The sequence below is a fragment of the Pantoea sp. GM01 genome (assembly GCF_000282675.1).
GTDB classification, from domain to species: Bacteria; Pseudomonadota; Gammaproteobacteria; order Enterobacterales; family Enterobacteriaceae; genus Pantoea; species Pantoea nemavictus.
The window spans coordinates 64,789-88,044 of sequence record NZ_AKIU01000080.1; the positions used below are offsets into that span (position 1 = coordinate 64,789).

Below are 23,256 nucleotides of genomic sequence, written 5' to 3' on the forward strand. Positions count from 1 at the left end.
ATTCATGGCGACCGAAATATCGATTATCTTGCCGCCTGCCAAATCAACTGCTGATAATCACGAATCGATCGGTCAGAGCTAAAACGGCCAGTGTGCGCGGTATTCAGGATTGCCGCGCGCGTCCAGGCTTCCGGGTTTTTCCACAGCGCTTCCACCTGCTGCTGGGCCGCGATGTAGGCATCGAAATCGGCCAGCACCAGCCAGGGATCGCCACTCTTCGTCAGGCTGTGCAGCATCAGATCAAACGCGTGTTTATCACCCTCGCTGAACTTGCCCTTCTCCAGCTCCTTCAGCAAACCATCGAGGTAAGGATGGTGCTTACGTAGCTTTTTCGGGCTGTAACCGCCCGCCTTCAGCGCTTTAACCTCGTCCACGCTATTGCCGAAGATAAAGATATTCTTCTCGCCCACCGCTTGCGCAATCTCCACGTTGGCGCCGTCCAGCGTGCCAATGGTCAGCGCACCGTTTAGCGCCAGTTTCATGTTGCCGGTACCGGAGGCTTCATAACCGGCGGTTGAGATCTGCTCAGAGAGATCGGCGGCCGGGATCATTAATTCGGCGGCGGTAATGCGGTAATCCGGAATAAACACCACTTTCAGGCGATCGCCGACCCGCGGATCGTTGTTGATCACCTCCGCCACTTTGTTAATCGCATAGATGATGTTTTTGGCAAGGTAGTAGCCGGGCGCGGCTTTGGCGCCAAACAGAAATACACGCGGCACGAAGTCGGGATTGTCCGGATTATCGCGCAGCTGACGATAGCAGTGCAGCATATGCAGCAAGCTCAAATGCTGACGTTTGTACTCGTGCAGACGCTTGATCTGCACGTCAAACAGCGCATCCGGATTGATATCAATACCGGTCACGCGTTTGACGTAAAGCGTCAGCCGCTGCTTATTTTGCTGTTTGATGGCGCGAAACTGCTGGCGGAACGCTTTCTTGCGCGCGAACGGCGCCAGCCATGCCAGCGCATCGAGATCGTTAGCCCATTCCACCTGCAAACTGTCATCAATCAGCGTCGACAGCAGCGGGTTACACTGCTTTAACCACCGGCGCGGCGTAATGCCGTTGGTGACGTTATGGAATTTGTTCGGCCACAGCTGGTGATATTCCGGAAACAGATCTTTCACCACCAGCTCGGAGTGCAGCGCCGCCACGCCGTTCACCGCGAAGCAGCTCACCACGCACAGATTCGCCATCCGCACCTGGCCTTCAGCTACCACCGCCAGCTTGTGCCACATCGCCTTATCGCCCGGCCACTGCTGTTTCACCCGCTTTTTAAACCGGCGATTAATTTCGCGGATGATCAGCCAGTGGCGTGGCAGCAAGTCGCGCACCAGCCGTTCGTCCCAGCGCTCCAGCGCTTCCGGCATCAGCGTGTGATTGGTGTAGGCAAAGGTGCGGCTGGTGATGTGCCACGCGTCGTCCCAACTCAACTGATGTTCATCCAGCAGCACGCGCAGCATTTCCGGAATGGCGATGGTGGGATGCGTGTCATTGAGCTGAATCACTTCGAAATCAGGCAAGCTGCGAATAGCGCGCCCGGCGAGATGATGACGGCGCAGAATATCGCCCACCGCGCAGGCGCACTGGAAATATTGCTGCATCAGGCGCAGGCACTTACCTTCCGCATGATTATCATTGGGATAGAGCACCTTAGTCAGCTTGTCGGCCTCGATGCCTTGCTGCTCGGCCTGCAGGAATTGGCCGTTGTTAAACGCGGTGAGATCGAACGGCTGCGCGCTGCTGGCTTTCCACAATCGCAGCGGCAGCGTGATGCCATTGCGATAACCCACCACCGGTAAATCCCAGGCTTCTCCTTTCAGCAGGATGTTGGGACGCCACTGAAGGCTGCCATCGTGATTCTCTTTTACCTTGCCGCCGATGCCGACCTGCACATCCAGCGCCGCGTTGTAACGGAACCATGGATAGCGATCGCGCTGCCAGTCGTCCGGCGCTTCCTGCTGCTGCCCGTCGGCAAACGTCTGACGAAACAGCCCATATTGATAGTTGAGGCCGTGGCCCATCGCAGCCTGGCCGACGGTTGCCATCGAATCCATATAGCAGGCGGCTAAGCGCCCCAACCCGCCGTTGCCGAGTGCCGGATCCACTTCCTCCTCCAGCAGTTCGCTCAGCTCAACCTGATGTTCCGCCAGCGCGGCTTGCACGTCGTTGTACCAGCCAAGGTTAAGCAAGTTGTTGCCGGTCAGGCGACCAATCAAAAACTCCATCGACAGATAATTGACGTGGCGCTGCCCTTGCTTCGGCGGTGCCGGTGGCTGGGTCGCCAGCATTTCGGCCAGCACGCTGCTCAGCGCTTGCCACCATTGATGCGGTGTCATTTGCTGGGCGGAAGTGAGTCCAAGGTGTTGCCATTGGCGGGTGAGAGCGGCGTCGAAACGTGTTTTATTGAATTTTTGCTGCGACATATCAATCCCTTCGTGTCCGTTAACGGTAAAGCCGGGGCGAGCGCAAGAGGTGAATGGATAAGTAAAGCTGCGGGTGCAGAAAAAAGCGACAGGGAAATGCGCGTGTTAAGAAAAAAAACGGTGCGCATAAATGCGCACACTACATCGTAGGGTCGCCATTCATCGCGACCTGGCTATGCAACATCAACAGAGCTCGAGATGAACTTCATGCTGTTCAATCACTTTCAGCACGCTGGCCGGCGGGCTTTGATCGGTATACATGTAATCAATCAGGCTCATATTGCCGAGGTTAACCATCGCATTACGACCGAACTTCGAGTGATCCACCACCAGCATCACGCAGCGCGAGTTTTCGATAATCGCGCGTTTGGTGCGCACTTCGTGATAGTCGAACTCCAGCAGCGAACCGTCCATATCGATGCCGCTGATACCGAGAATGCCGTAATCAAGCCGGAACTGCGAGATGAAGTCCAGCGTCGCTTCGCCCATGATGCCGCCATCGCGCGTGCGTACTTCACCTCCGGCGATGATCACGCGAAAATCCGGTTTCGCCATCAACAGAATCGCCACGTTGAGGTTGTTGGTGACCACGCGCAGATTGTTGTGATTAAGCAGCGCGTGCGCCACCGCTTCCGGCGTGGTGCCGATATCGATAAACAGCGTGGCGCCATCCGGGATCTGGCTCGCCACACGCTCGGCGATGCGCGCTTTCTCCGCTGACCACATCATCTTACGATCCTGCCAGGCGGTGTTCTCGGAACTGGACGGCAACGCCGCCCCGCCGTGATGGCGCATGATTTTATTCTGATCGGCCAGGTCGTTGAGATCGCGCCGAATGGTTTGCGGGCTGACCTCAAAGTGCTCTACCAGCTCTTCGGTACTGACATATCCCTGACGCCGGACCAGATCGATAATGGCGTCATGACGTTGCGTCTGCTTCACATCTCTCTCCTCGGCTCGAAGCCGCTGTTTTATTCGCGCTGCTAACGACGCGCGATGTTGCGCGTATCAACAAATGCCATCGCTAAACCGACCAGCAAGCCGGTAACGTGCGCCGCGTTGGCAATCGCCAGGCCAAACGCGCCGTAAAAACCAATCACCAACCACACCACCGCGAAGCCAATCAGGCCACGCTCCAGATAAATGCCACTTTCGGGATCGCGCTCACCGCGTAACCAGCAATATCCCATCAGCGCGTACACCACGCCCGACAAACCACCAAACAGCACGCCGCTAAACTTCGCCTGCATCCAGCCGGTGAGCAGCGCCGAGATCAGCATAATCACAAACAGTTTGCCGGTGCCGAGACGTTTCTCGACCGCACCGCCGAGGTACCACCACCACATCAGGTTAAACAGGATATGCAGCAGCGAGAAGTGCAGCAGCGCATGACTAAACCAGCGCCACACCTGGAAATATTGCGACGCATCCGCCGGCCACGCCAGCCAGTCCAGCGCCACGTCATCGCCGACGATCTGCATCACTATAAATACCGCGATACAGGCAATCATGATGCTCATGGTGAGCGGACCGGCGCGCTGGCGAATGTTCGCCCAAATGTGGGTGCGCTCATAGCGCAGGCCGCTGGCGGTATTACCGCTATGCCAGCTGGCAGCCTGATAACGCGGATGGTTGGGATCGCGCACGAACTGCGCGAGTTCGTTTTCGACCATCTCCAGCTTACTTTCATCCTCCAACATAATGACAAAGTGGCTTTCGCGCTCAATACGTAACTTCACGCCGCGCGTCGCCATGTAGTCGACAAACGCCTGCGCCATGCGCGGATTATTAAACTGGGTGATGCGCATCATGCGGTGCTCTCCTTCCTTATGCGATGGGCTTAGGCGTCGCCGGTGGCAACCTGCGCCGGGAATGCCGCGCGCCAGGCGTCAAAGCCGCCGTCAATGCTATAGGCCGCGTTAAATCCCTGTCCAAGCAGGAACTGCGCCGCGCCTTTACTGCTGTTGCCGTGATAGCACATCACCAGTACCGGTAAATCCTGATTGGCCTTGGCGATGAAGTCCGCCAGGTTATCGTTGGTCAGATGCTGCGCGCCCGCGGCGTGGCCCATCATGAAACTTTGCGGATCGCGGATATCCACCAGCTGCGCACCTTGTGCCAGATGCTCTTGCGCCTGCAGGACATTAATACACTCGAAGGTTTCCATGGTGTCTCTCATTACTTCGTCACAATTAGCGCCTAGTTTACCCTGAGAATCGGTCGCGATAACCTGACAAGTCCTGTGGTTATGTGATTTTTTTCCTGTCGGAATGTTAGCTATATCACGCAAAAATGTTTTTATTCAGTTAACCGCTGGCGTCGATGTTGGTTTCCGATTATTATTACGCTCGAAAACGAACATTTTAGAACTATTCCGAACATCGGAGGAGATGACGTGGAAACCAAAGACCTGATCGTGATCGGCGGCGGCATTAACGGAGCCGGCATTGCAGTGGACGCTGCAGGACGCGGACTGTCGGTGCTGATGCTGGAGGCGCGGGATTTGGCCTGTGCAACCTCCTCCAACAGCTCGAAGCTGATTCACGGTGGCCTGCGCTACCTTGAACACTATGAATTCCGCCTGGTTGGCGAAGCCTTAGCCGAGCGTGAAGTGCTACTGAAAATGGCACCGCATATCGCTTTCCCGATGCGCTTCCGTTTGCCGCACCGCCCGCACCTGCGTCCGGCGTGGATGATCCGCATGGGCCTGTTTATGTACGATCGCCTCGGCAAACGCACCACGCTGCCGGGCAGTAAAAGCCTGCGTTTTGGCGCGGATTCGGCCCTCAAGCCGGAAATCACGCGCGGTTTCGAATATTCCGACTGCTGGGTTGATGATGCACGCATGGTCGTGCTCAACGCGCAGGAAGTGGAAAAACAGGGCGGCGAAGTGCGCACCCGTACTCGCGTGACCCGCGCCTGGCGCGAAGCCGGTTTGTGGATGGTGGAAGCCGAAGATATTGATAGCGGCAAAACCTATACCTGGCGCGCCAAAGGTCTGGTCAACGCGGCTGGTCCATGGGTTAAAGAGTTCTTCGATGACGGCCTGAAGCTGAAATCGCCGTACGGCATTCGTCTGATCAAAGGCAGCCACATCGTGGTGCCGCGCGTCCATCGCGAAAAGCAGGCGTATATCCTGCAGAACGAAGATAACCGTATCGTATTTGTCATTCCGTGGATGGATGAGTTCTCCATCATCGGCACTACCGACGTGGAGTACAAAGGCGATCCGAAAGACGTGAAGATTGATGACAACGAAATCAGCTACCTGCTGAAGGTGTTCAACGGACACTTCAAACAGCAGCTGAGCAAAGATGACATCGTCTGGACTTACTCGGGCGTGCGTCCGCTGTGCGATGACGAATCGGATTCGCCGCAGGCCATCACCCGCGATTACACGCTGGATGTGCATGATGACAACGGCCAGGCACCGCTGCTGTCGGTGTTTGGCGGCAAGCTGACCACCTATCGTAAGCTGGCGGAACACGCGCTGGAAAAACTGACCAAGTACTACCCGAATATCGGCCCAGCCTGGACCAAAAGCGCGGTATTGCCGGGTGGTGATTTCTCCGGTACGCGTGAAGATTACGCTGCGGGCCTGCGTCGTCGCTATCCGTTTATCAGCGAAGGTATGGCGCGCCACTTTGCCCGTACCTACGGCAGCCGTACCGAAGTGCTGCTGGAAGGCGCGAAGAGCATTGATGATTTGGGTGAGAACTTCGGTCACGAGTTCTACGAAGCCGAGCTGCGCTACCTGGTGAAAAACGAATGGGTGCGCGAGCTGGATGATGCGATTTGGCGTCGTACCAAACAAGGTATGTGGCTGAGCGAAGCTGAACAGGCGCGCATTCGTGAGTGGCTGGCGGTCAACGCACAGAAACCGGCACTGTCGTTAGCCTCGTAATTCGAGCCAAATAAAAAGGCCGTTATCCTGCAGGGATAACGGCCTTTTTTATGTCATACCGCGCGCTGTAGCGGCGCAGTTTATGGAGCGTCGTTAAGCTTACAGCCCCGCATTCTCACGGATGTACTTACGCGCTTTCACCGCATATTCGAACGGATTGGCCAGCGCCGGATCCTGCTCCGCTTCCACCACCATCCAGCCTTTATAGCCGTAATCGTCAAGAATTTTGAACACCGGTTTGAAATCGATCACGCCATCGCCAGGCACGGTGAAGGTGCCCTTCTTCACGCCATCCAGGAACGACAACGATTTTTCGCGCACTTCCGCTACCACGCTGTCGCGCACGTCTTTCAGATGCACGTGGAAAATACGCGGCAGATATTTAGTCAGCACGTCCAGCATCGCCTGCTGTGACCCTTCGGAGTAATAGATGTGGCCGGTGTCATACAGCAGGCCGACATTGTCATTGGTCGATTCCATAAAGCGATCAATCTCGGCGGGCGTCTGGATGCCGGTGCCCATGTGATGGTGCAGCGTTAAACGCATGCCCTTTTTCGCGGCGATCTCGGCCAGCTCGTTGTAGCCTTCCGCCGTCAAGCGCCACTCTTCATCACTGAAGATCGGCTTCTGCTCCAGCACCGCCAGCGTGGTGCCCTGAATACTTTTGCTCTGCTCAGAGCAGCCAATCACGCGCGCGCCCATGGCATGCAGGAAGTTCATGTGATGGGTGAATTCGTCGATGGTTTTCGCTTTGTCGCCGTTGGCGAAGAAGGTGCTGAACCATGCGTTGCAGATCTGAATACCACGGATATCCAGCATCGGCTTGAGAATCGCCGGGTCGCGCGGGTATTTGCTGCCCACTTCACTGCCGGTAAAGCCGGCCAGTGCCATCTCACTGACGGTTTGCTGGAAGGTGTTTTCGCTGCCCAGCTCCGGCATGTCATCGTTGGTCCAGCCGATTGGCGCAATCGCCAGTTTTACGTTGTCTTGGTTCATCTTCAGTTCCCTGATTCACAGAGGCGGCCGCTGAGCCGCCGAGGAGTTAGCGCACAGCTCAGTTATTTGGCGTAGAAATCCGGACGCGGCGGCATGGTTACCGGCTCAATCGCGCCGCTGTTCTGCGCTTTCTGGCAGGCATCGGCGGCCACGGAGGCAGCAAAGCCATCCCAGGCCGAAGGACCGGTCAACTCGCCGCTTTTTACGTCATTAATGAACGCCTGCAGCTCAACGTCGTAGGCATCAATGAAACGGTCTTTCCAATCGGTCAACAGCGGAACGCCGAGACGCGCGTTTTTGCGCGTTTGAATAGCAGAAGGTTCAGGCAGTTTCGCGATGCCCTCTTCACCCACCACTTCACACTGGATGTCGTAGCCGTACGCGCAGTTAACGAAAATCTCCACATCAATACGGATGCCTTTCTGCGTTTCGAACAGCACGATTTGCGGATCTTTCAGTTTGGCATGAGACTTCGACGTGGTACGCGGGAACACCACCTGCACGGTTTTATAATCGTCTTCCGTCAGCCAGCGCAGCACGTCCAGCTCGTGAATCAGGGTGTTGGTGATCGCCATATCGGTGGTGTAATTCTCGCCGACGCTCTGGTTGCGGTGCGCGCAGTGCAGCATCAGCGGTTCGCCGATTTCACCGTCGGTAATCACTTTTTTCAGCGCGCGATAGCCGGAATCATACGGGCGCATAAAGCCCACCTGCACCAGACGTTTGCCGTGTTTGATCTCGGCATCGACGATGCGACGGCAGCCTTCGGCGCTCAGCGCCAGCGGCTTTTCACAGAACACCGGTTTGCCCGCTGCGATGGCCGCCAGCGTGAACTCTTCGTGGGTCGGATCCCAGGATGTCACCAGCACAGCATCGACTTCTGGCGAGTTGATCACCTGATGGCCATCCTGATACACCTCGGCGTCGATATTCAGGCGTTGCAGCGCGGCACGCGCCCCTTCCACGTTGATATCAGAAACTGCCACTACTTTCGCACCCTGCAAGACGTTATTGCAGCGGCGAATGTGTTCCTGACCAATTGCACCGGTACCAATTACACCGAGTTTGAGCGTCATAATTACACCTGTAGAGTCGGATAAGTATCCCCTTCATACTTGAGGATGCAGGTACGTTGCCGCCTTCCTGCATCTCGAATTATGTTGGGAATAGGGTTAAACAAAGCCGGAGAAGCCCGGCCTAAAAGAGGATTTAGTACTTACGCGCCTGTTCGATATGCACGTTAAGGTTGTCAGCCACTTCCTGCGTACGGGACGAAGTTGAGGTCTGCGCCACGCCCACGTGCCACCAGCTGAAGTATTTGTGCACCATCGTTTTTGGCAGCACTTTGATGTCGAACAGCGTCGAAACGGTCTGCTGCTGCGCGTCAATCAGCGCGGCCTCCAGCTGCTCCAGCGTGGTGATGCGGTAAGTTTTGCAACCGTAGCCGCCAGCAATCGCTGCGAAGTCCACCGGCACAAAGCCGCCATCCAGCTTGCCGCCTTCCGGATTGCGGAAGCGGAACTCGGTGGTGAAACTGTCCATGCCGTGTTCCATCTGCAGGTTGTTGATACAACCGTTAGTCATGTTATCCAGCAGCACCACGTTGATTTTGGCCCCTTCCTGAATCGAGGTAACCAGCTCGGAGTGCAGCATCATGAACGAACCATCGCCGACCATGACGTAGACTTCACGCTGCGGCTGCGCCAGCTTCACGCCCAGCGCGGCATTCACTTCATAGCCCATACAGGAGTAGCCATACTCAACGTGGTACGAGTTGTAATCTTTGGTGCGCCACACGCGCTGCAGGTCGCCCGGCAGGCTGCCCGCTGCCGCGACAATCACCGCATCCTTTGGGAGCTGCTCGTTTAAGGTGCCCAGCACGCTGCTCTGCGTCAGCACCGATTGTGTCAGGCGCTCAAATTCGGCGAATAGTGCTTCACGATCGGCGTGGTCGGCGATTTCTGGAATGAAGTCGTCGGTGTTATAGGTCGCGGCGTACACGCGCTGCGTCTCTTTCAGCAGCTTGCTTTGCGACAGCTCAATCTGGCCGCCCCACTGATTTTCGAAACCTTTCAAGCCGCTTTCCAGCGCCGTCAGGCCCTCACGCGCATCCGCCAGCAGCTGCACCGCATCCAGCTTGTAGCTATCGAAGTTGCTGACGTTGAGGTTCAGATAGCTGACGTCCGGATTCTGGAAAATCCATTTCGACGCGGTGGTGAAATCGGTGTAGCGCGTACCAATGCCAATCACCAGATCGGCCTCTTTCGCCAGCAGGTTGGCCGCCAGACAGCCGGTTTCGCCCACGCCGCCGACGTTCAGCGGGTGATCGGAAACGATGGTGCCTTTACCGGCCTGGGTTTCAGCAAACGGAATGTTAAAGCGCTCGGCAAACTTCAGCAGCGCATCACCGGCGTCGGAATATTTCAGACCGCCGCCGACAATGATCAGCGGTTTGTGTTTACGCGCAATCAGCGCCAGCGCATCGCCTAACTGCGCAGCGGTTGGCAGGCGACGATCCAGACGATGCACACGTTTCTGGAAAAAGTACTCCGGGAAGTCCCAGGCTTCAGCCTGCACATCCTGCGGCAACGCGATGGTTACTGCACCGGTTTCTGCCGGATCGGTCAGTACGCGCAGGGCGTTAATGCAGGCGGTCATCAGCTGCTCTGGGCGGCTAACGCGGTCCCAGTATTTGCTCACCGCACGGAACGCGTCGTTGGTGCTGATGCTGAGATCGTGACTCTGTTCGATTTGCTGCAATACCGGATCCGGCTGGCGCGTAGCGAACACATCGCCCGGCAGTAGCAATAAAGGAATGCGGTTAGCGGTTGCGGTTGCAGCGGCCGTGATCATGTTGGCCGCGCCAGGTCCAACAGAGGAGGTACAGGCAATGATCTGACGACGCAGCGACTGTTTGGCAAAACCAATGGCAGCATGCGCCATGCCCTGCTCGTTACGGCCCTGATGCACTACCAGATCGCCACTGTCCTGCTCCAGCGCCTGTCCCAATCCCAGCACGTTACCGTGACCGAAAATGGCAAAAATGCCCTTCACGAATTTGGTTTCCACGCCGTCAACGTTCAGGTACTGATTATCAAGGAATTTTACCAGCGCCTGTGCTGTGGTGAGTCTGATTGTGCCCATATGCTTCTTCCTTTACATGCTGGTACCTGCGGTGAGGTACATCGCGGTTCGGGTAAAAACTGCCGTTCACGGCGCCCGCGGATTAAGTGAAACGTGAGGCGATTATAAACAAATATTTTTTTCATTAAATACGATTACAGAAGAAACATTTCATTTTGCGATGGAGATCAAATTCAGCGATGAAACGTGCGCTGCATGAGCGCCGAAAGGCGGGAAAGTGGAACAATAAAAGGTCATTTGCCGGTCATAAAGAAATTTCATTTCACTTCAGTAGCTTCCTTGATTCATCGCCACTTTCCTGAGACCTGGCTCACAAGCCTGACTATCACTGAAACGCCCGGTTTATGCGATGCCACATTGCGCCCTGGCCAGAGTTTTACCTGGCTCACAAAATCGTGATGGATGTTTCATTTCATATTGAAATTGGAATTTTTATTCCTCATACTGCGACCAAAGCCAATCAGGCACCTTGAGAACCCGGAAGCAAAGCGCTCGATGTTGGGCGGCAGCGCCCGCAGTGTCTGCTTATCACAGAAGGAAACAACAGGTATGAGTACACAACAGAAGCGGCTTGATGTGATTTGTATCGGACGCATCGCCGTCGACCTTTACGGTCAGCAAATTGGATCACGTCTGGAAGATATGACCAGCTTCAATAAGTATCTGGGCGGTTCTTCCGGTAACGTGGCTTACGGCACAGCCATTCAGGGCCTGAAATCTGCCATGCTGGCACGCGTTGGTGACGAACATAATGGCCGCTTTTTGCGTGAAGAACTGCAGCGTGCAGGCTGCAATACCGAAGGGCTGATCACTGATAAACATCGCCTCACCGGCCTGGTGATCCTCGGTATCAAAGATGAAGAGACTTTCCCGCTGATTTTCTACCGCGACAACTGCGCGGATATGGGCTTGGTGCCGGAAGATATCAACGAAGCGTTCATTACCTCTTCACGGGCAGTGGCGGTCACCGGCACGCATCTTTCGCATCCGCAAACCCGCGCGGCAGTGCTGAAAGCGCTGGATATCGCCAAACGTAACGGGCTACGCACCGCGCTGGATATCGATTATCGCCCGGTGCTGTGGGGTCTGACTTCACTCGGCGACGGCGAAACGCGTTTCATTGAATCGGGCGAAGTGACGCAACAGCTGCAGGAAGTGCTGCACTATTTCGATTTGGTGGTCGGGACGGAAGAAGAGTTCCATATCGCCGGCGGCAGCACCGATACGCTGACTGCGCTGAAAAATGTGCGTAAAGCGAGCCAGGCCACGCTGGTGTGCAAACGCGGTCCGATGGGTTGCGTGGTATTTGAAGGTGATATCCCGGATAGCTGGGAACAGACCAAATTGCAGAGCGGCGTGCGCGTTGAAGTCCTGAACGTATTGGGCGCGGGCGATGCCTTTATGTCTGGCCTGCTGCGCGGCTGGCTGAATGACGAAAGCTGGGAGCAGGCATGCCGTTACGCGAACGCCTGTGGCGCACTGGTGGTTTCCCGCCACGGCTGTGCACCGGCGATGCCAACCAAAGAAGAGCTGGATGATTTCCTCAGTCGCGATAAAGAGGTGCAACGCCCGGATCTGGATGCGCGTCTGAACCATCTGCATCGCGTCACCACGCGTAAACAGCAGTGGCCAGAGCTGAATGTGTTTGCCTTCGACCACCGTAAGCAGCTGGCCGATATGGCGCGCGAAGCGGGCGTTAGCGAAGAGCGCATTCCGCAACTGAAACTGCTGCTGCTGCGCGCGGCAGAAGAAGCGGCGAATGAAGCCGGTTTGAATGAGAAGAGCGGCATCCTCGCGGATACCACTTACGGCCAAAAAGCCCTCAACGCGATTACCGGTAAAAACTGGTGGATTGGGCGTCCGATTGAACTGCCCAGCTCACGGCCACTGCGCCTTGAGCACGGCAACATTGGCTCGCAGCTGGTCGACTGGCCTGCCGAGCACGTGGTGAAATGCCTGGTGTTTTACCATCCGCACGACAGCGCTGAACTGCGTAAAGAGCAGGATGATCTGGTTCTTGATGTGTGGAATGGCTGTAACAAAAGTGGACATGAACTGCTGCTGGAGCTGATTCTGCCGGAGAGCAATCCGGACCGTAATGAATCCTACTATTACGAGATGCTGAGCCATTTCTACAGCCTCGGTATTCAGCCAGACTGGTGGAAACTGCCGCCGCTGTCAGCGGAGAGCTGGCAAGCCATTAGTGGATTGATTGAACAGAACGATCCGCACTGCCGCGGCATTCTGCTATTGGGTCTGGATGCGCCAGAAGAGACGCTGAAAGCCGGTTTCGCGGCAGCAGCACAAGCGCCGTGGGTGAAAGGTTTTGCCGTTGGCCGCACCATCTTCGGCCAGCCGTCACGTCAGTGGCTGCAGGGCGAACTGGACGATAAAGCATTGATCGAAACCGTGAAGGGTAATTATCTACGCCTGATCGGCTACTGGCGTGCGGTGCGCGGTTGAGTTGTTGAATGAGTATGAGAGAAGCGGCCGATGGCCGCTTTTTTTTGGCACTGCGCGCGCTGGCCCTCATCCTAACCTTCTCCCGCAAGCGGGAGAAGGAACTGTCCTCTGCGACCTGATGCCCTCACTCCGGCCCTCTCCCACGGGAGAGGGAGACGCTGCCACATGTGAGTGATAGATAAAACGTTCACTCGATCGGTTCCCTCGCCCGCTAACGGGAGAAGGAACTGTCCTCTGCGACCTGATGCCCTCACCCCGGCCCTCTCCCACGGGAGAGGGAGACGCTGCCACATGTGAGTGATAGATAAAACGTTCACTCGATCGGTTCCCTCGCCCGCTTGCGGGAGAAGGAACTGTCCTCTGCAATTTTGCAGAACGAATGCTCTCTTCCACCGACTCTGGATCGGTTCCCTCGCCCGCTTGCGGGAGAGGGTTAGGGTGAGGGGAAAACATGCACATTCTGTGAGGCATTTCATAAACCGATGAAATAACCGTCACGAAGATGTCAAACGAATGAAATTTTCCATCCATCTGGTACTATAGCGCTCATTATCCAGCCATATTTTCTTTTTTAGCGGGCCGAAGTAATGACCAATAATCCAACACAACTTACCCTGTTACAGGACGATATCCGTCGTCGCTATGAGACGCTGAGTAAACGCCTGAAGCAGGTGGCTCGTTATATTCTTGATAACAGCAACAGCATTGCGTTCGATACCGTTGCCTCCATCGCGCAACATGCCGATGTGCCGCCTTCAACGCTGATCCGCTTTGCCAACGCCTTTGGCTTTAGCGGCTTCAACGAAATGAAACAGGTTTTCCGTCAGCACCTGATGGAAGAGACGGTTAACTACACCGAGCGCGCACGTCTGTTCCGTCAAACCGCCACCGACGACAGCGCCACCTCACCCGAGAGCCCGGCCGAGATCCTCAACGTCTTCACCATGGTGAACAGCCAGGCGCTGCAACAGCTGGCGATGCAGGTGAATCCGGACCAGCTCAACCGCGCGGTGAAAATGCTCGATGAAGCCGAGAACATCTACATTATCGGCCTGCGCCGCTCGTTCAGCGTGGCCTCCTATCTGGTCTATGCGCTGCGCCATCTGGAGCGCCGGGCATTCCTGATTGACGGCCTCGGCGGCATGTTCACCGAGCAGCTCAGTATGGTAAATCCCAAAGACGTGGTGATAGCCATCAGCTATTCGCCTTACGCGCGTGAAGCGGTGGAGTTGGTTGAATTGGGTGCTAAGCGTGGCGCGCACCTGATCGCCATCACCGATAGCCAGGTGAGCCCGCTGGCCGCCTTCAGCGATGTGTGCTTTGTGGTACGTGAAGCGCAGGTGGATGGCTTCCGTTCGCAGGTGGCGTCGCTGTGCCTGGCACAGACGCTCGCCGTGTCGCTGGCGCTGAATAACAATGTTATTAGCGAATAAATACCTCGTAGAGTCGCCATTGATGGCGACCAGCCAGCAAAAAGGGCAGCCACATGGCTGCCCTTTTGCATTGGTGCGGCTTACTTGCTGCGCGGATACTTATCGCTGTTCACCCAGGCGTGATCTTGCTCCCAGGTAAATTTCCACAAGCGTTTTGGACCCGCCATCACGTTCAGATAGTAGTTATCGTAACCGGCAATGGTGGCCACCGGATGATAACCACGCGGTACCGTCACCACATCGCGATTGTACGGCGCCATGCACTCGTCGAGCGAACGATCGTCGGTATAAACGCGCTGCATGGCGAAACCTGGCTCAGGATCGAAACGGTGATAGTACGTCTCTTCCAGATAGGTTTCGTCAGGGCTGTTTTTCTGGTCGTGCTTGTGGCTTGGATATGAACTGGTCGCGCCTTCGTCGGTATACACTTCCACCACCAGCAGGCTGTCGGCCTCTTTGTCATCCGGCAGAATGTTGTGCACCAGACGCTGGTTGCGGCCTTTGCCACGCTGCTCAACGCCAACATCTTCCGGCGCAATCAGGCGCGCCGGCAGGTTGCCGCTGCTCGGTGCATTACACACCGCCAGCTCCAGATCGCTATCCGCATACACTTCAACGTCATCGTTATGCGGCACATACACCGAGTAAGGCGGAGTGCGTTCAAACGGCGAGAGACGCTTACCGAGATTCGGGAACTCGGCGTGGCGGGTTTTCACCGACGCAAAGCCCGCCACCAGCACCAGACACAACTCTTTGTCGCCGCTGCTCAGTTTCAGGCTCTGCCCTTTTTTCAGCAGATAGGCATCAAAGCCAACATATTCCCAGCCCGCGCTCTCAGGCGTGACGTGTTGAATTCGACCGTTGCTGTCGGGTTTTTGCGCTTTCGAAATCAGAGACATCCTGTTCCTCCTTGTTGAGCGAAATTAGCCCAGCGTCGGCATGCTGAACTCAGATACGGTTTGCTGACCGCTCGGCCAACGCACGGTAGCGGTTTTCATGCGGGTGTAGAAACGCACGCCGTCTGGACCGTGCACGTTCAACGCACCAAACACCGAACGCTTCCAACCGCCGAAGCTGTGGAACGCCATTGGCACCGGAACCGGTACGTTCACGCCAACCATGCCAGCTTCGACGTTCTGCACGAATTCACGCGCGGTGTGGCCATTGCTGGTGAAGATGGCGCTGCCGTTACCGAATTCGTGGCTGTTAACCAGTTGCAGTGCGCTGTCGAAATCAGTGGAACGCATGATGCTCAGGACCGGTCCGAAGATCTCTTCGCGCCAGACGGTCATCTCTGACGTCACGTTGTCGAACAGCGTGCCGCCCACGTAGTAACCTTCGGCATGGCCGGCCACCTGGATGCCGCGACCATCAACCACCAGCTTCGCGCCTTCCTGCTCGCCTTTGTCGATGTAGCCCAGCACTTTCTTCTGGTGCGCAGCAGACACCACCGGCCCCATTTCATTCTCTTCGGCACCTTTCTGAATGCCAGGACCGACGCGCAGCGCTTTGATCAGCGGCGTTAAACGGGCAATCAGTTTATCGGCCGTGTCGTCGCCGACCGCAACCACCACCGGCAGCGCCATGCAGCGTTCACCGGCAGAACCAAACGCGCCGCCCATAATGGCGTTCACGGTGGCATCGAGGTCGGCATCTGGCATCACGATGGCGTGGTTTTTCGCCGCGCCGAATGCCTGCACACGTTTGCCGTGGGCGCTGGCGGTTTTGTAGATGTGCTCAGCCACACCGGAAGAACCGACGAAGCTGACTGCCGCGATGCGCGGATCTTTGTACAACTGCTCGGCATCTTCATTAGACGAATGCACCACGTTGAATACGCCATCTGGCAGGCCCGCTTCTTTCAGCAGTTCGGCCATGCGCACCGAGGCTGACGGATCCAGCGCCGGTGGCTTGAGGATAAAGGTGTTGCCGCACGCCAGCGCGATCGGGAACATCCACAGTGGCACCATCGCCGGGAAGTTGAATGGCGTGATGCCCGCCACCACGCCGACCGGCTGCATCAGCGAGTAGCTATCTACGCCAGTGCCCACGCTTGGTGAGTTTTCACCCTTAATCAGATGCGGAATACCGCAGGCAAATTCAATCACTTCAATACCGCGCGTCAGTTCACCCAGCGCATCCGACCACACTTTACCGTGCTCAGAAACAATCAGCGCTGCCAGCTCTTCGCGATGCTTTTCCATCAGGGCTTTAAAGTTGAACATCACACGGGCACGACGTAACGGAGCGGTTTTCGACCATTCCGGGAACGCAGCGTGAGCGACTTCAATCGCCTTCTCCACTTCAGCAGAGGTGCTCTGCGTCAGTTCGCGCACAACTTTGCCAGTCGCCGGATCGTACACGGGAATGGTTTCATTGCTGGCGCTGTGGGTAATTTTGCCGCCGATAAAGTTTCCTACGATAGTCATGTCGTTGCCTCTTAGATGTGAAGTTCCCTGCAGACAGCCGGTTCAAACCGCAACGCTGCGTGTGCAGGCAATACTTAAAGCGTGCTATGAAGCTATAGCAATGAAATAAATTTTTCAAATACTTCTTTTTGGAAAATTTCCTTTTAGCGGCATGGATCGCATTTTTTCCCTGTACGCTGACAGCCAAGTAAAAATCAGCCTGTAGCGCTTCCCTGCGGGCGATAAGCCCTTACCAAATCACACCGTCGCTAAGCCGTTGTGAGCAGAGAAATTGTGTCTGAAATCCTGCATGCACATGTAACGCGAAACGAAATATGAAATTTTTGCGAGGCAGATCCAATATCTGATATTTCATAATTCAACTATTATGAAATAAATGTTCTCTTTGCAGCACCTTATCCGTACCCTTTACAGGAGCCGCAAATGGCCATCGATCCAACCCGTTTCTGTATTAACCGTAAAATCGCGCCTCAGCTGTCGCTGGAAGCCTTCTTTCAGCTGGTGCAACGCTTAGGATTAAGCAAGGTTGAACTGCGTAATGATATGCCGAGCGGCAAGGTAACCGATGATCTCAGCGTAGCCGAGCTGCGGGCGCTGACGGATAAGTATCATATTGAGATCGTGACGATTAACGCGCTTTACCCGTTCAATCGTGCCGATGACACGCTGCTGGCCAAAGCCGATGCGCTGCTTGAAGAAGCGCACGCCATTGGTGCGCAGGCGCTGGTGATGTGTCCGCTCAATGAAGGCGTTGAGGTTACGTCCGAGCAGACGCTGGAAGCGCTGCAGGTGCTCGCACCGCGCTTTGAGAAGTATGGCATTCAGGGATTGGTGGAACCGCTGGGTTTCCCGGTGAGTTCACTGCGCTCGGCGGTGCAGACGCAAAAGCTGATTCAGCAGGCAAACGTCCCGTTCAACGTGCTGCTCGATACCTTCCATCACCACCTGTATGAGAACGCCGAAAACGAGTTCCCGCAGGAGATTGATATTAATTACATTGGCCTGGTGCATCTTTCCGGCGTGGAAGACACCCGCCCAACGGCGCAGTTGACCGATGAAGAACGCATCATGCTCAGTGACCACGACGTACTTAACAGCGTGGCGCAGGTGAAACGTCTGGAGATACTCGGCTACAAAGGGATCTACGCGTTTGAGCCGTTTTCGTCGGAACTGGAGACGTGGAACACCGCAGAGATTGAGCGCCAGATTCGCCACAGCATCGAATTGCTGCAAGCCTGAAAGAACCCTTATCTGTGTCTTTTAGACACTTTTGCTAGTGTTAGGCCTCGGTCGGAGGCCCTTTTTTTCATACCCGTCATATTTTAAGCCATAGCTGCGTTGGCTACGCGTGCTCACCCCAGTCACTTACGGGCGTAAGCTCCTGGGGATTCTCACGCTTGCCGCCTTGCTCTGACGTAAACTATTTAGGGTATGCCTGAGTTATATAGAAAATTTACGCACTCTCTTTAATCTCTGCTGCGGCGGTTTCCGGCATTCTTTTGATCATGCGCAGCGTGCAGAACAGCGCTAAACACACCAGCAGCGCGGTGAGGAAATAGACCAGCGACACGCCGGCATAACTCATGATGAAACCGGCGATTGGCCCGGTGATGCCGAGGGATAAATCCATAAACGCGGTATAGGTGGCGAGCGCGCTGCCCTGATTCTGCTGTGGCACCACTTTCACCGCCACCACGCCAATCGCCGGGAACACCAGCGAGAAACCCGCGCCGGTGAGGAATGCGCCCGTCTTCGCCATCCACGGATCGAACGAACCGGCCACCAGAAACAGGCCAATCGCCTCCACCGCAAAGCAGATACTCGCCACGCGCAACCCGCCCAGCTTATTAATGGCATTGGGAAACAGCAGGCGCGTGCCAACGAACGCGGCGCTGAACATGGTCAGCGCGAAGGCGGCACCATCCCAACCTTTATCCTGATAGAACAGCGTGATAAAGGTGGCGATGACACCAAAACCGGCGGACCCCATCGCCAGAATCAGGCCAAAACCGTACACCTTGCTCAGCACGTCCCGGAACGGCAGCGGCTTGGCTTTGCTGCCTTTTACCGGCGCACGCGGCAGCGCCAGCGCAATCGCCAGCAGACAAATGGCGATGATAATGCTGGAGAGCAGCAGCAAACCGCCGCTGCGGAAAATCACCACGCCGAGCGGCGCGCCGATCGCCATCGCGCCATAAGTGACAATGCCGTTCCACGAAATCACCCGACCGATATGCAGCGAACCGACGCGCGCCACGCCCCACAGCGAAGTGCCGGTGCCGGAGAAGCTCTGCCCTACGCCCAGAATTACGCGGCCCAGACACAGCAATACCAGACTCAGCACACCCTGCCCTTCACTCAGCGCTGATAGCAGAATACAGATGCCGCTCAGCAAGCAGCCCACCAGCCCCAGCACCACCACTTTTTTCGGTCCCCACAGATCGGCGAAGCGCCCTGCGTGCGGACGACTCAGCAGCGTGGCGATGTATTGCAGGCTGATCACTAATCCGGCCCAGAAAGCGTTGTAACCCAGCCCGTCATGGACAAAACCCGGCAGCACCGCCAGCGGCAAGCCGATGGTGAGATAGCTGGCAAAGTTGAACTTCACGATGGACAGGATCAGTAAATTGAGGCGGAAACGGCCATTTTCAGGTGCGGTGGCGGGCAGGTCAGGCATGAGTGATTGCGCTCGTGGGTGACGGAATTTTTATAACAGAAGGATAACTATACGTCATTTGGCGTACAGCGCATCAGTGAAATGCCCAGTTTTACGGTCATCATTTCGTCATATCGCGCTCGTAGACTCGCCCCCTATCAAATCCCAAAGAGGATAACAATCTGATGACGCTCCTGATTTCCCCTCAGGCGCGCGTGCGCAACGCCTACTCTCTTACCGGAGGTGGCCGATGACGCATGCGGCGCTGCCTATTGAACTGAAAAATCTCAGATGGTCGGTGGGTAACCTGACTATTCTGCACGATCTCTCCCTGACGATTCCCGCCGGCGAAATCCTGGCGCTACTCGGCCCGAGCGGCTGTGGCAAAAGCACGCTGCTGAAACTGCTGGCAGGCTTACTGCAACCGACAGAAGGCGAGCTGTGGATCGGTGAGCACTGTGTGGCGTCGGCGCACCACTGTGACGCGCCAGAGAAGCGTAACCTTGGCATGGTGTTCCAGGATTACGCGCTGTGGCCGCATATGTCGGTGGCACAGAACGTCGCCTTCCCGCTGCGCATGCGCGGCATAAAAAAAGCCGCCGCACATCAACAGGCCGATGCCGCCCTGGCGCAGGTTGGCCTTGCTGATTTTGGCGATCGTAAACCGGCGCTGCTCTCCGGCGGCCAGCAGCAGCGCGTGGCGCTGGCGCGCGCGTTGGTCGCGAAACCGGCGATTCTGCTGTTCGACGAACCCCTCTCCAACCTTGACCGTGACCTGCGTGAAACGCTGGTTCACACCATGGCCGATCTGCTGCGCACGGCGGGCATCACCGCCGTTTACGTTACGCACGATCGCGAGGAAGCTAACACCCTCGCGGACCGTATCATTCACCTGGCGCAGGGCCAGATTGTTTCCGTTACTCACCTCTCAGGGGACCGCAATGCCATCTCTCAAGTCAGTTAAACGAGCCATTAGCCAGAAAGGAGCCATCAGCGCGATGATTTTGACTTCCGCCATGATGATGAACGATGCCCAGGCGTTAACGGTGTATACCGCCGGTCCGGGATCGCTGTCGAAAAGCCTCGCCGCCGGGTTTGAAAAGCAAACCGGCATCAAAGTGAATATCTTCCAGGCCACCACCGGTAAAGTGATGGCGCGCCTGGAAGCCGAGCAGGCCAATCCGCAGGCCGATGTGCTGATCTCAGCCTCGTGGGATACCGCCGAAGATCTGCAACAGCGCGGTTGGCTGCTGCCGTTCCACAGCGCCAACGCGACGAACGTACCGGCTCAGTTCAAAACCGCCCATTACGTGGCGCAGGGCATCTCCGCGCTGGGCATCGTGTGGAATACGCAAAGCAACACGCCAGAGCCGAAAACCTGGCAGGATCTCACCGCACCCGCCTTCAAAGACAAGGTCACCACGCCGGATCCGGCGCTGTCAGGTGCGTCACTCGATCTGCTGATTGGCCTGCAAAATAGCGAAGGCGAAAAAGCCTGGCAGCTATTTGACCAGTTGAAAGCTAACGGCATGGTCATGAGCGGTCCGAATGCGCAGGCGGTAACGCCGGTGCTGCAAGGCGCCAAGGCGGCGGTGTTTGGCGCGGTCGATTACGTCACCTATAACAACATTGCGCAGGGCGAGAGCGTGAAGGTGATCTTCCCGGAGAACGGCACGGTGGTGGCACCGCGTCCGATGATGATTCTGAAAAGCAGCCAGCACGCCGCAGATGCCAAAGCCTTCGTTGATTACGTATTGTCGGATGAAGGCCAGCAACAGGTGGCGAAAGCCTGGCTGATGCCGGCGCGTACCGATATCAAAGCCCAGCGTCCGCTGATTACCGAGATTAAGCTATTACCGACCCTGCAGGACGGCAGCAGCGAGCGCTCGGCAGTCCTGAAGCGCTTCGGCGCGCTGTTCGGGCAGTAACAATGTCGCGTGCTTTTAACGGATTGATTCTGCTGGCGTTACTGCTGCTGGTGGCGCTCCCGCTGCTGTTTATCGTGCTGCAGGCGCTGTTTCCACACTTTAGTGAAGGCAGCTGGCATGGCGCCCTGAGTACCTTACCGGCGCTGCTGGACGATCCGCAGCTGCTCTCCATGTGGCTGGGCACGCTGAAAATCGGCGGCGGCGTGGCGCTGTGCAGTTTACTGCTGGGCTTACCGCTCGGCGCACTGCGCGGCCTGTTCCGCCTGCCGGGCGCGGCGCTGTGGGATCTGCTGTTCCTGATCCCCTTCCTCACGCCGCCCTATATCGTGGCGCTGTCATGGACGCTGGCGCTGCAACGCAACGGCTATATCGAACAACTCACCGGCATCAATTTCGCCAGCCTGCTGTTTAGCAGCAGCGGTATGATTCTGGTGATGACCCTGAACATCTTCCCGGTGGTTTATTTCGCGGTGTCACGTTCGCTGCTGGCGAGCGGACAGCGCCTCGCCTGGGTGGCGCGGGTGCACGGCGCATCGGCGTGGCGCAGCTTCTGGCATATCACGCTGCCGCTGACGTTACCGGCGCTGGCGGGCGGCGTGCTGCTGGCGTTCACCCTGGCGATTGAGGAGTACGGCGTGCCCGCCGCGCTCGGCGCGCAGGCGAAGCTGACGCTGATGACCGTTGGCATTGAAACCAAACTCGCCGACTGGCCTATCGATCTGCCCGGCGCGGCGTCATTGTCGCTGATGCTGAGTGTGGTAGCGCTCGCGGCGTGGTTGCTGCAGCGCAAACTGACCGGCAGCAGCGATGTGACGGCGGTGAGCGGCAAACCAGTGAATCAGGAACTGGCGCATGCCGGTCGCTGGCAGATATTGCTGCTACTGCCGTTTGTGCTCACGCTGCTGCTGGCGGTGGTGCTGCCGCTGGGTGCTATGGCGTTGAGCGGCCTGCTAAATACTCTCTCCGGCGGATTACAGCTCAATAACCTGACGCTGCGCCACTTTGGCGCACTGTTTAGCCAACAAGGCGATGCGCTGGCGGCCTTCTCCACCAGCATCGGACTGGCGCTCGGCGCGGCGCTGCTGACCGGCGCGCTCGGGTTTCTCATCGCCTGGCGCGTATCGGAAGGCAAAACCCGCATGCTGGCGATGATGGATGGTCTGGCGTTGCTGCCTGCCGCGATGCCCGGCGTGGTGGTTGGCGTGGGGTTGATTCTGCTGTGGAATCGCGGTTTCTGGCCAGTTTCGCCCTATAACACGATGTTTATTCTACTGTTATCGTACAGCTGTTTGCTGCTGCCATGGCCGGTGCGCTATGTCAGCAGCGCATTGCGCCAGCTGGCCCCGACGCTGGAACCGGCCGCGCGCGTGCATGGCGCCTCACGCCTGCAGGCGCTGCGCCTGATTGTGCTGCCGCTGGTGGCACCCAGCCTGCTGGCGGCAATGATGATGGTGTTCGCGGTGGCCTCACGCGAGTTGGTCACCTCGCTGCTGCTGGCACCGGCCGGCACACAAACCGTGGCGATCTTTATCTGGCGCCAGTTCGAGCAGGGCTCTGTGGGGCAAGGCATGGCGATGGCGACCTTAACGCTGCTCGCCAGCCTCAGCCTGATGCTGGCCGCCACCGCGTTAATGCGACGTCAGGCGCGCTGATGATAGCGGTCGCCATGAATGCCGTAATGCTGCCAGTTAAGCAGCGCACTGGCTCCACGGAGGTTACCTGGTCGCCATGAATGGCGACCCTACAGGCGTTACAGCGATGGTGATTGAGAATACGCGTGGATGCTGCAGCGTGGGTGTTGAGGCGACATCCCAGCCCGCTGAGCGAGTGAGGGATTCCAGGGCGAGCCGCAGGGATGCGGCGAGAGGCGGCGC

Annotated in this window: 17 protein-coding genes; 7 read left to right on the forward strand and 10 right to left on the reverse strand. The window is 56.9% G+C overall.

Features of this window, described 5'->3' with window-relative positions; translation table 11 throughout:
* Positions 1-23 precede the first annotated feature (23 nt).
* The 4 genes from malP to glpE all read right to left on the reverse strand — a co-directional run bounded on the left by malP (position 24) and on the right by glpE (position 4,596).
* The gene (gene malP, locus PMI17_RS20485; RefSeq protein WP_007892318.1) at positions 24-2,429 is read right to left on the reverse strand and encodes a maltodextrin phosphorylase; all 2,406 of its coding nucleotides are present in this window, start codon (positions 2,427-2,429) and stop codon (positions 24-26) included.
* Positions 2,430-2,612: 183 nt separating this feature from the next.
* Positions 2,613-3,371, reverse strand: a complete 759-nt coding sequence (locus PMI17_RS20490) for a DeoR/GlpR family transcriptional regulator (RefSeq protein WP_007892319.1) — start codon at positions 3,369-3,371, stop codon at positions 2,613-2,615.
* Between the two features lie 41 nt (positions 3,372-3,412).
* Positions 3,413-4,237, reverse strand: coding sequence for a rhomboid family intramembrane serine protease GlpG (glpG, locus tag PMI17_RS20495; protein ID WP_036621963.1), 825 nt, complete (start codon positions 4,235-4,237; stop codon positions 3,413-3,415).
* A 32-nt stretch (positions 4,238-4,269) separates the two neighbouring features.
* Positions 4,270-4,596, reverse strand: a complete 327-nt coding sequence (gene glpE / locus PMI17_RS20500) for a thiosulfate sulfurtransferase GlpE (protein ID WP_007892321.1) — start codon at positions 4,594-4,596, stop codon at positions 4,270-4,272.
* Positions 4,597-4,824: 228 nt separating this feature from the next.
* On the opposite strand from glpE, the gene glpD reads away from it, so the two are divergent.
* Positions 4,825-6,333 (forward strand): glycerol-3-phosphate dehydrogenase, encoded by a 1,509-nt coding sequence (gene glpD, locus PMI17_RS20505; RefSeq protein WP_007892322.1) that lies wholly within the window; start codon positions 4,825-4,827, stop codon positions 6,331-6,333.
* 99 nt (positions 6,334-6,432) lie between these two features.
* On the opposite strand, the gene iolE is transcribed toward glpD, so the two are convergent.
* The 3 genes from iolE to iolD all read right to left on the reverse strand — a co-directional run bounded on the left by iolE (position 6,433) and on the right by iolD (position 10,473).
* Complete coding sequence (iolE, locus tag PMI17_RS20510) at positions 6,433-7,329, reverse strand: myo-inosose-2 dehydratase (RefSeq protein WP_007892323.1); 897 nt, start codon at positions 7,327-7,329, stop codon at positions 6,433-6,435.
* Positions 7,330-7,391: 62 nt separating this feature from the next.
* The gene (locus PMI17_RS20515; protein ID WP_007892325.1) at positions 7,392-8,405 is read right to left on the reverse strand and encodes a Gfo/Idh/MocA family protein; all 1,014 of its coding nucleotides are present in this window, start codon (positions 8,403-8,405) and stop codon (positions 7,392-7,394) included.
* Between the two features lie 133 nt (positions 8,406-8,538).
* Positions 8,539-10,473, reverse strand: a complete 1,935-nt coding sequence (iolD, locus tag PMI17_RS20520) for a 3D-(3,5/4)-trihydroxycyclohexane-1,2-dione acylhydrolase (decyclizing) (protein ID WP_007892327.1) — start codon at positions 10,471-10,473, stop codon at positions 8,539-8,541.
* A gap of 549 nt (positions 10,474-11,022) precedes the next feature.
* Here iolD and iolC point away from each other — a divergent pair.
* Together iolC and PMI17_RS20530 are read left to right on the forward strand one after the other, a co-directional pair.
* On the forward strand, positions 11,023-12,936 hold the full coding sequence (gene iolC, locus PMI17_RS20525; protein ID WP_007892328.1) for a 5-dehydro-2-deoxygluconokinase: 1,914 nt from the start codon (positions 11,023-11,025) through the stop codon (positions 12,934-12,936).
* 587 nt (positions 12,937-13,523) lie between these two features.
* Complete coding sequence (locus PMI17_RS20530; protein WP_007892332.1) at positions 13,524-14,369, forward strand: MurR/RpiR family transcriptional regulator; 846 nt, start codon at positions 13,524-13,526, stop codon at positions 14,367-14,369.
* An 80-nt stretch (positions 14,370-14,449) separates the two neighbouring features.
* Here the strand turns inward: PMI17_RS20530 and iolB are convergent, their stop codons facing one another.
* Positions 14,450-15,268 (reverse strand): 5-deoxy-glucuronate isomerase, encoded by an 819-nt coding sequence (gene iolB, locus PMI17_RS20535; protein ID WP_007892333.1) that lies wholly within the window; start codon positions 15,266-15,268, stop codon positions 14,450-14,452.
* 24 nt (positions 15,269-15,292) lie between these two features.
* Positions 15,293-16,798 carry a CoA-acylating methylmalonate-semialdehyde dehydrogenase gene (locus PMI17_RS20540; RefSeq protein WP_007892334.1) on the reverse strand — a complete coding sequence of 502 codons (1,506 nt, stop codon included), beginning with the start codon at positions 16,796-16,798 and terminating at the stop codon, positions 15,293-15,295.
* Between the two features lie 423 nt (positions 16,799-17,221).
* On the opposite strand from PMI17_RS20540, the gene PMI17_RS20545 reads away from it, so the two are divergent.
* Complete coding sequence (locus PMI17_RS20545) at positions 17,222-18,037, forward strand: TIM barrel protein (protein ID WP_007892335.1); 816 nt, start codon at positions 17,222-17,224, stop codon at positions 18,035-18,037.
* Positions 18,038-18,251: 214 nt separating this feature from the next.
* Here the strand turns inward: PMI17_RS20545 and PMI17_RS20550 are convergent, their stop codons facing one another.
* The gene (locus PMI17_RS20550; protein ID WP_007892336.1) at positions 18,252-19,475 is read right to left on the reverse strand and encodes an MFS transporter; all 1,224 of its coding nucleotides are present in this window, start codon (positions 19,473-19,475) and stop codon (positions 18,252-18,254) included.
* A gap of 229 nt (positions 19,476-19,704) precedes the next feature.
* On the opposite strand from PMI17_RS20550, the gene PMI17_RS20555 reads away from it, so the two are divergent.
* The 3 genes from PMI17_RS20555 to PMI17_RS20565 are packed head-to-tail and all read left to right on the forward strand — an operon-like array spanning position 19,705 to position 23,034.
* The gene (locus tag PMI17_RS20555; protein ID WP_007892337.1) at positions 19,705-20,418 is read left to right on the forward strand and encodes an ABC transporter ATP-binding protein; all 714 of its coding nucleotides are present in this window, start codon (positions 19,705-19,707) and stop codon (positions 20,416-20,418) included.
* Positions 20,396-21,382: an ABC transporter substrate-binding protein gene (locus PMI17_RS20560; RefSeq protein WP_162129971.1), complete on the forward strand. Its 987-nt coding sequence runs from the start codon at positions 20,396-20,398 to the stop codon at positions 21,380-21,382. The genes PMI17_RS20555 and PMI17_RS20560 overlap by 23 nt, the downstream gene beginning before the upstream one ends.
* Positions 21,383-21,384: 2 nt before the next feature.
* Complete coding sequence (locus PMI17_RS20565; RefSeq protein WP_007892339.1) at positions 21,385-23,034, forward strand: iron ABC transporter permease; 1,650 nt, start codon at positions 21,385-21,387, stop codon at positions 23,032-23,034.
* The last annotated feature ends 222 nt before the right edge of the window (positions 23,035-23,256 follow it).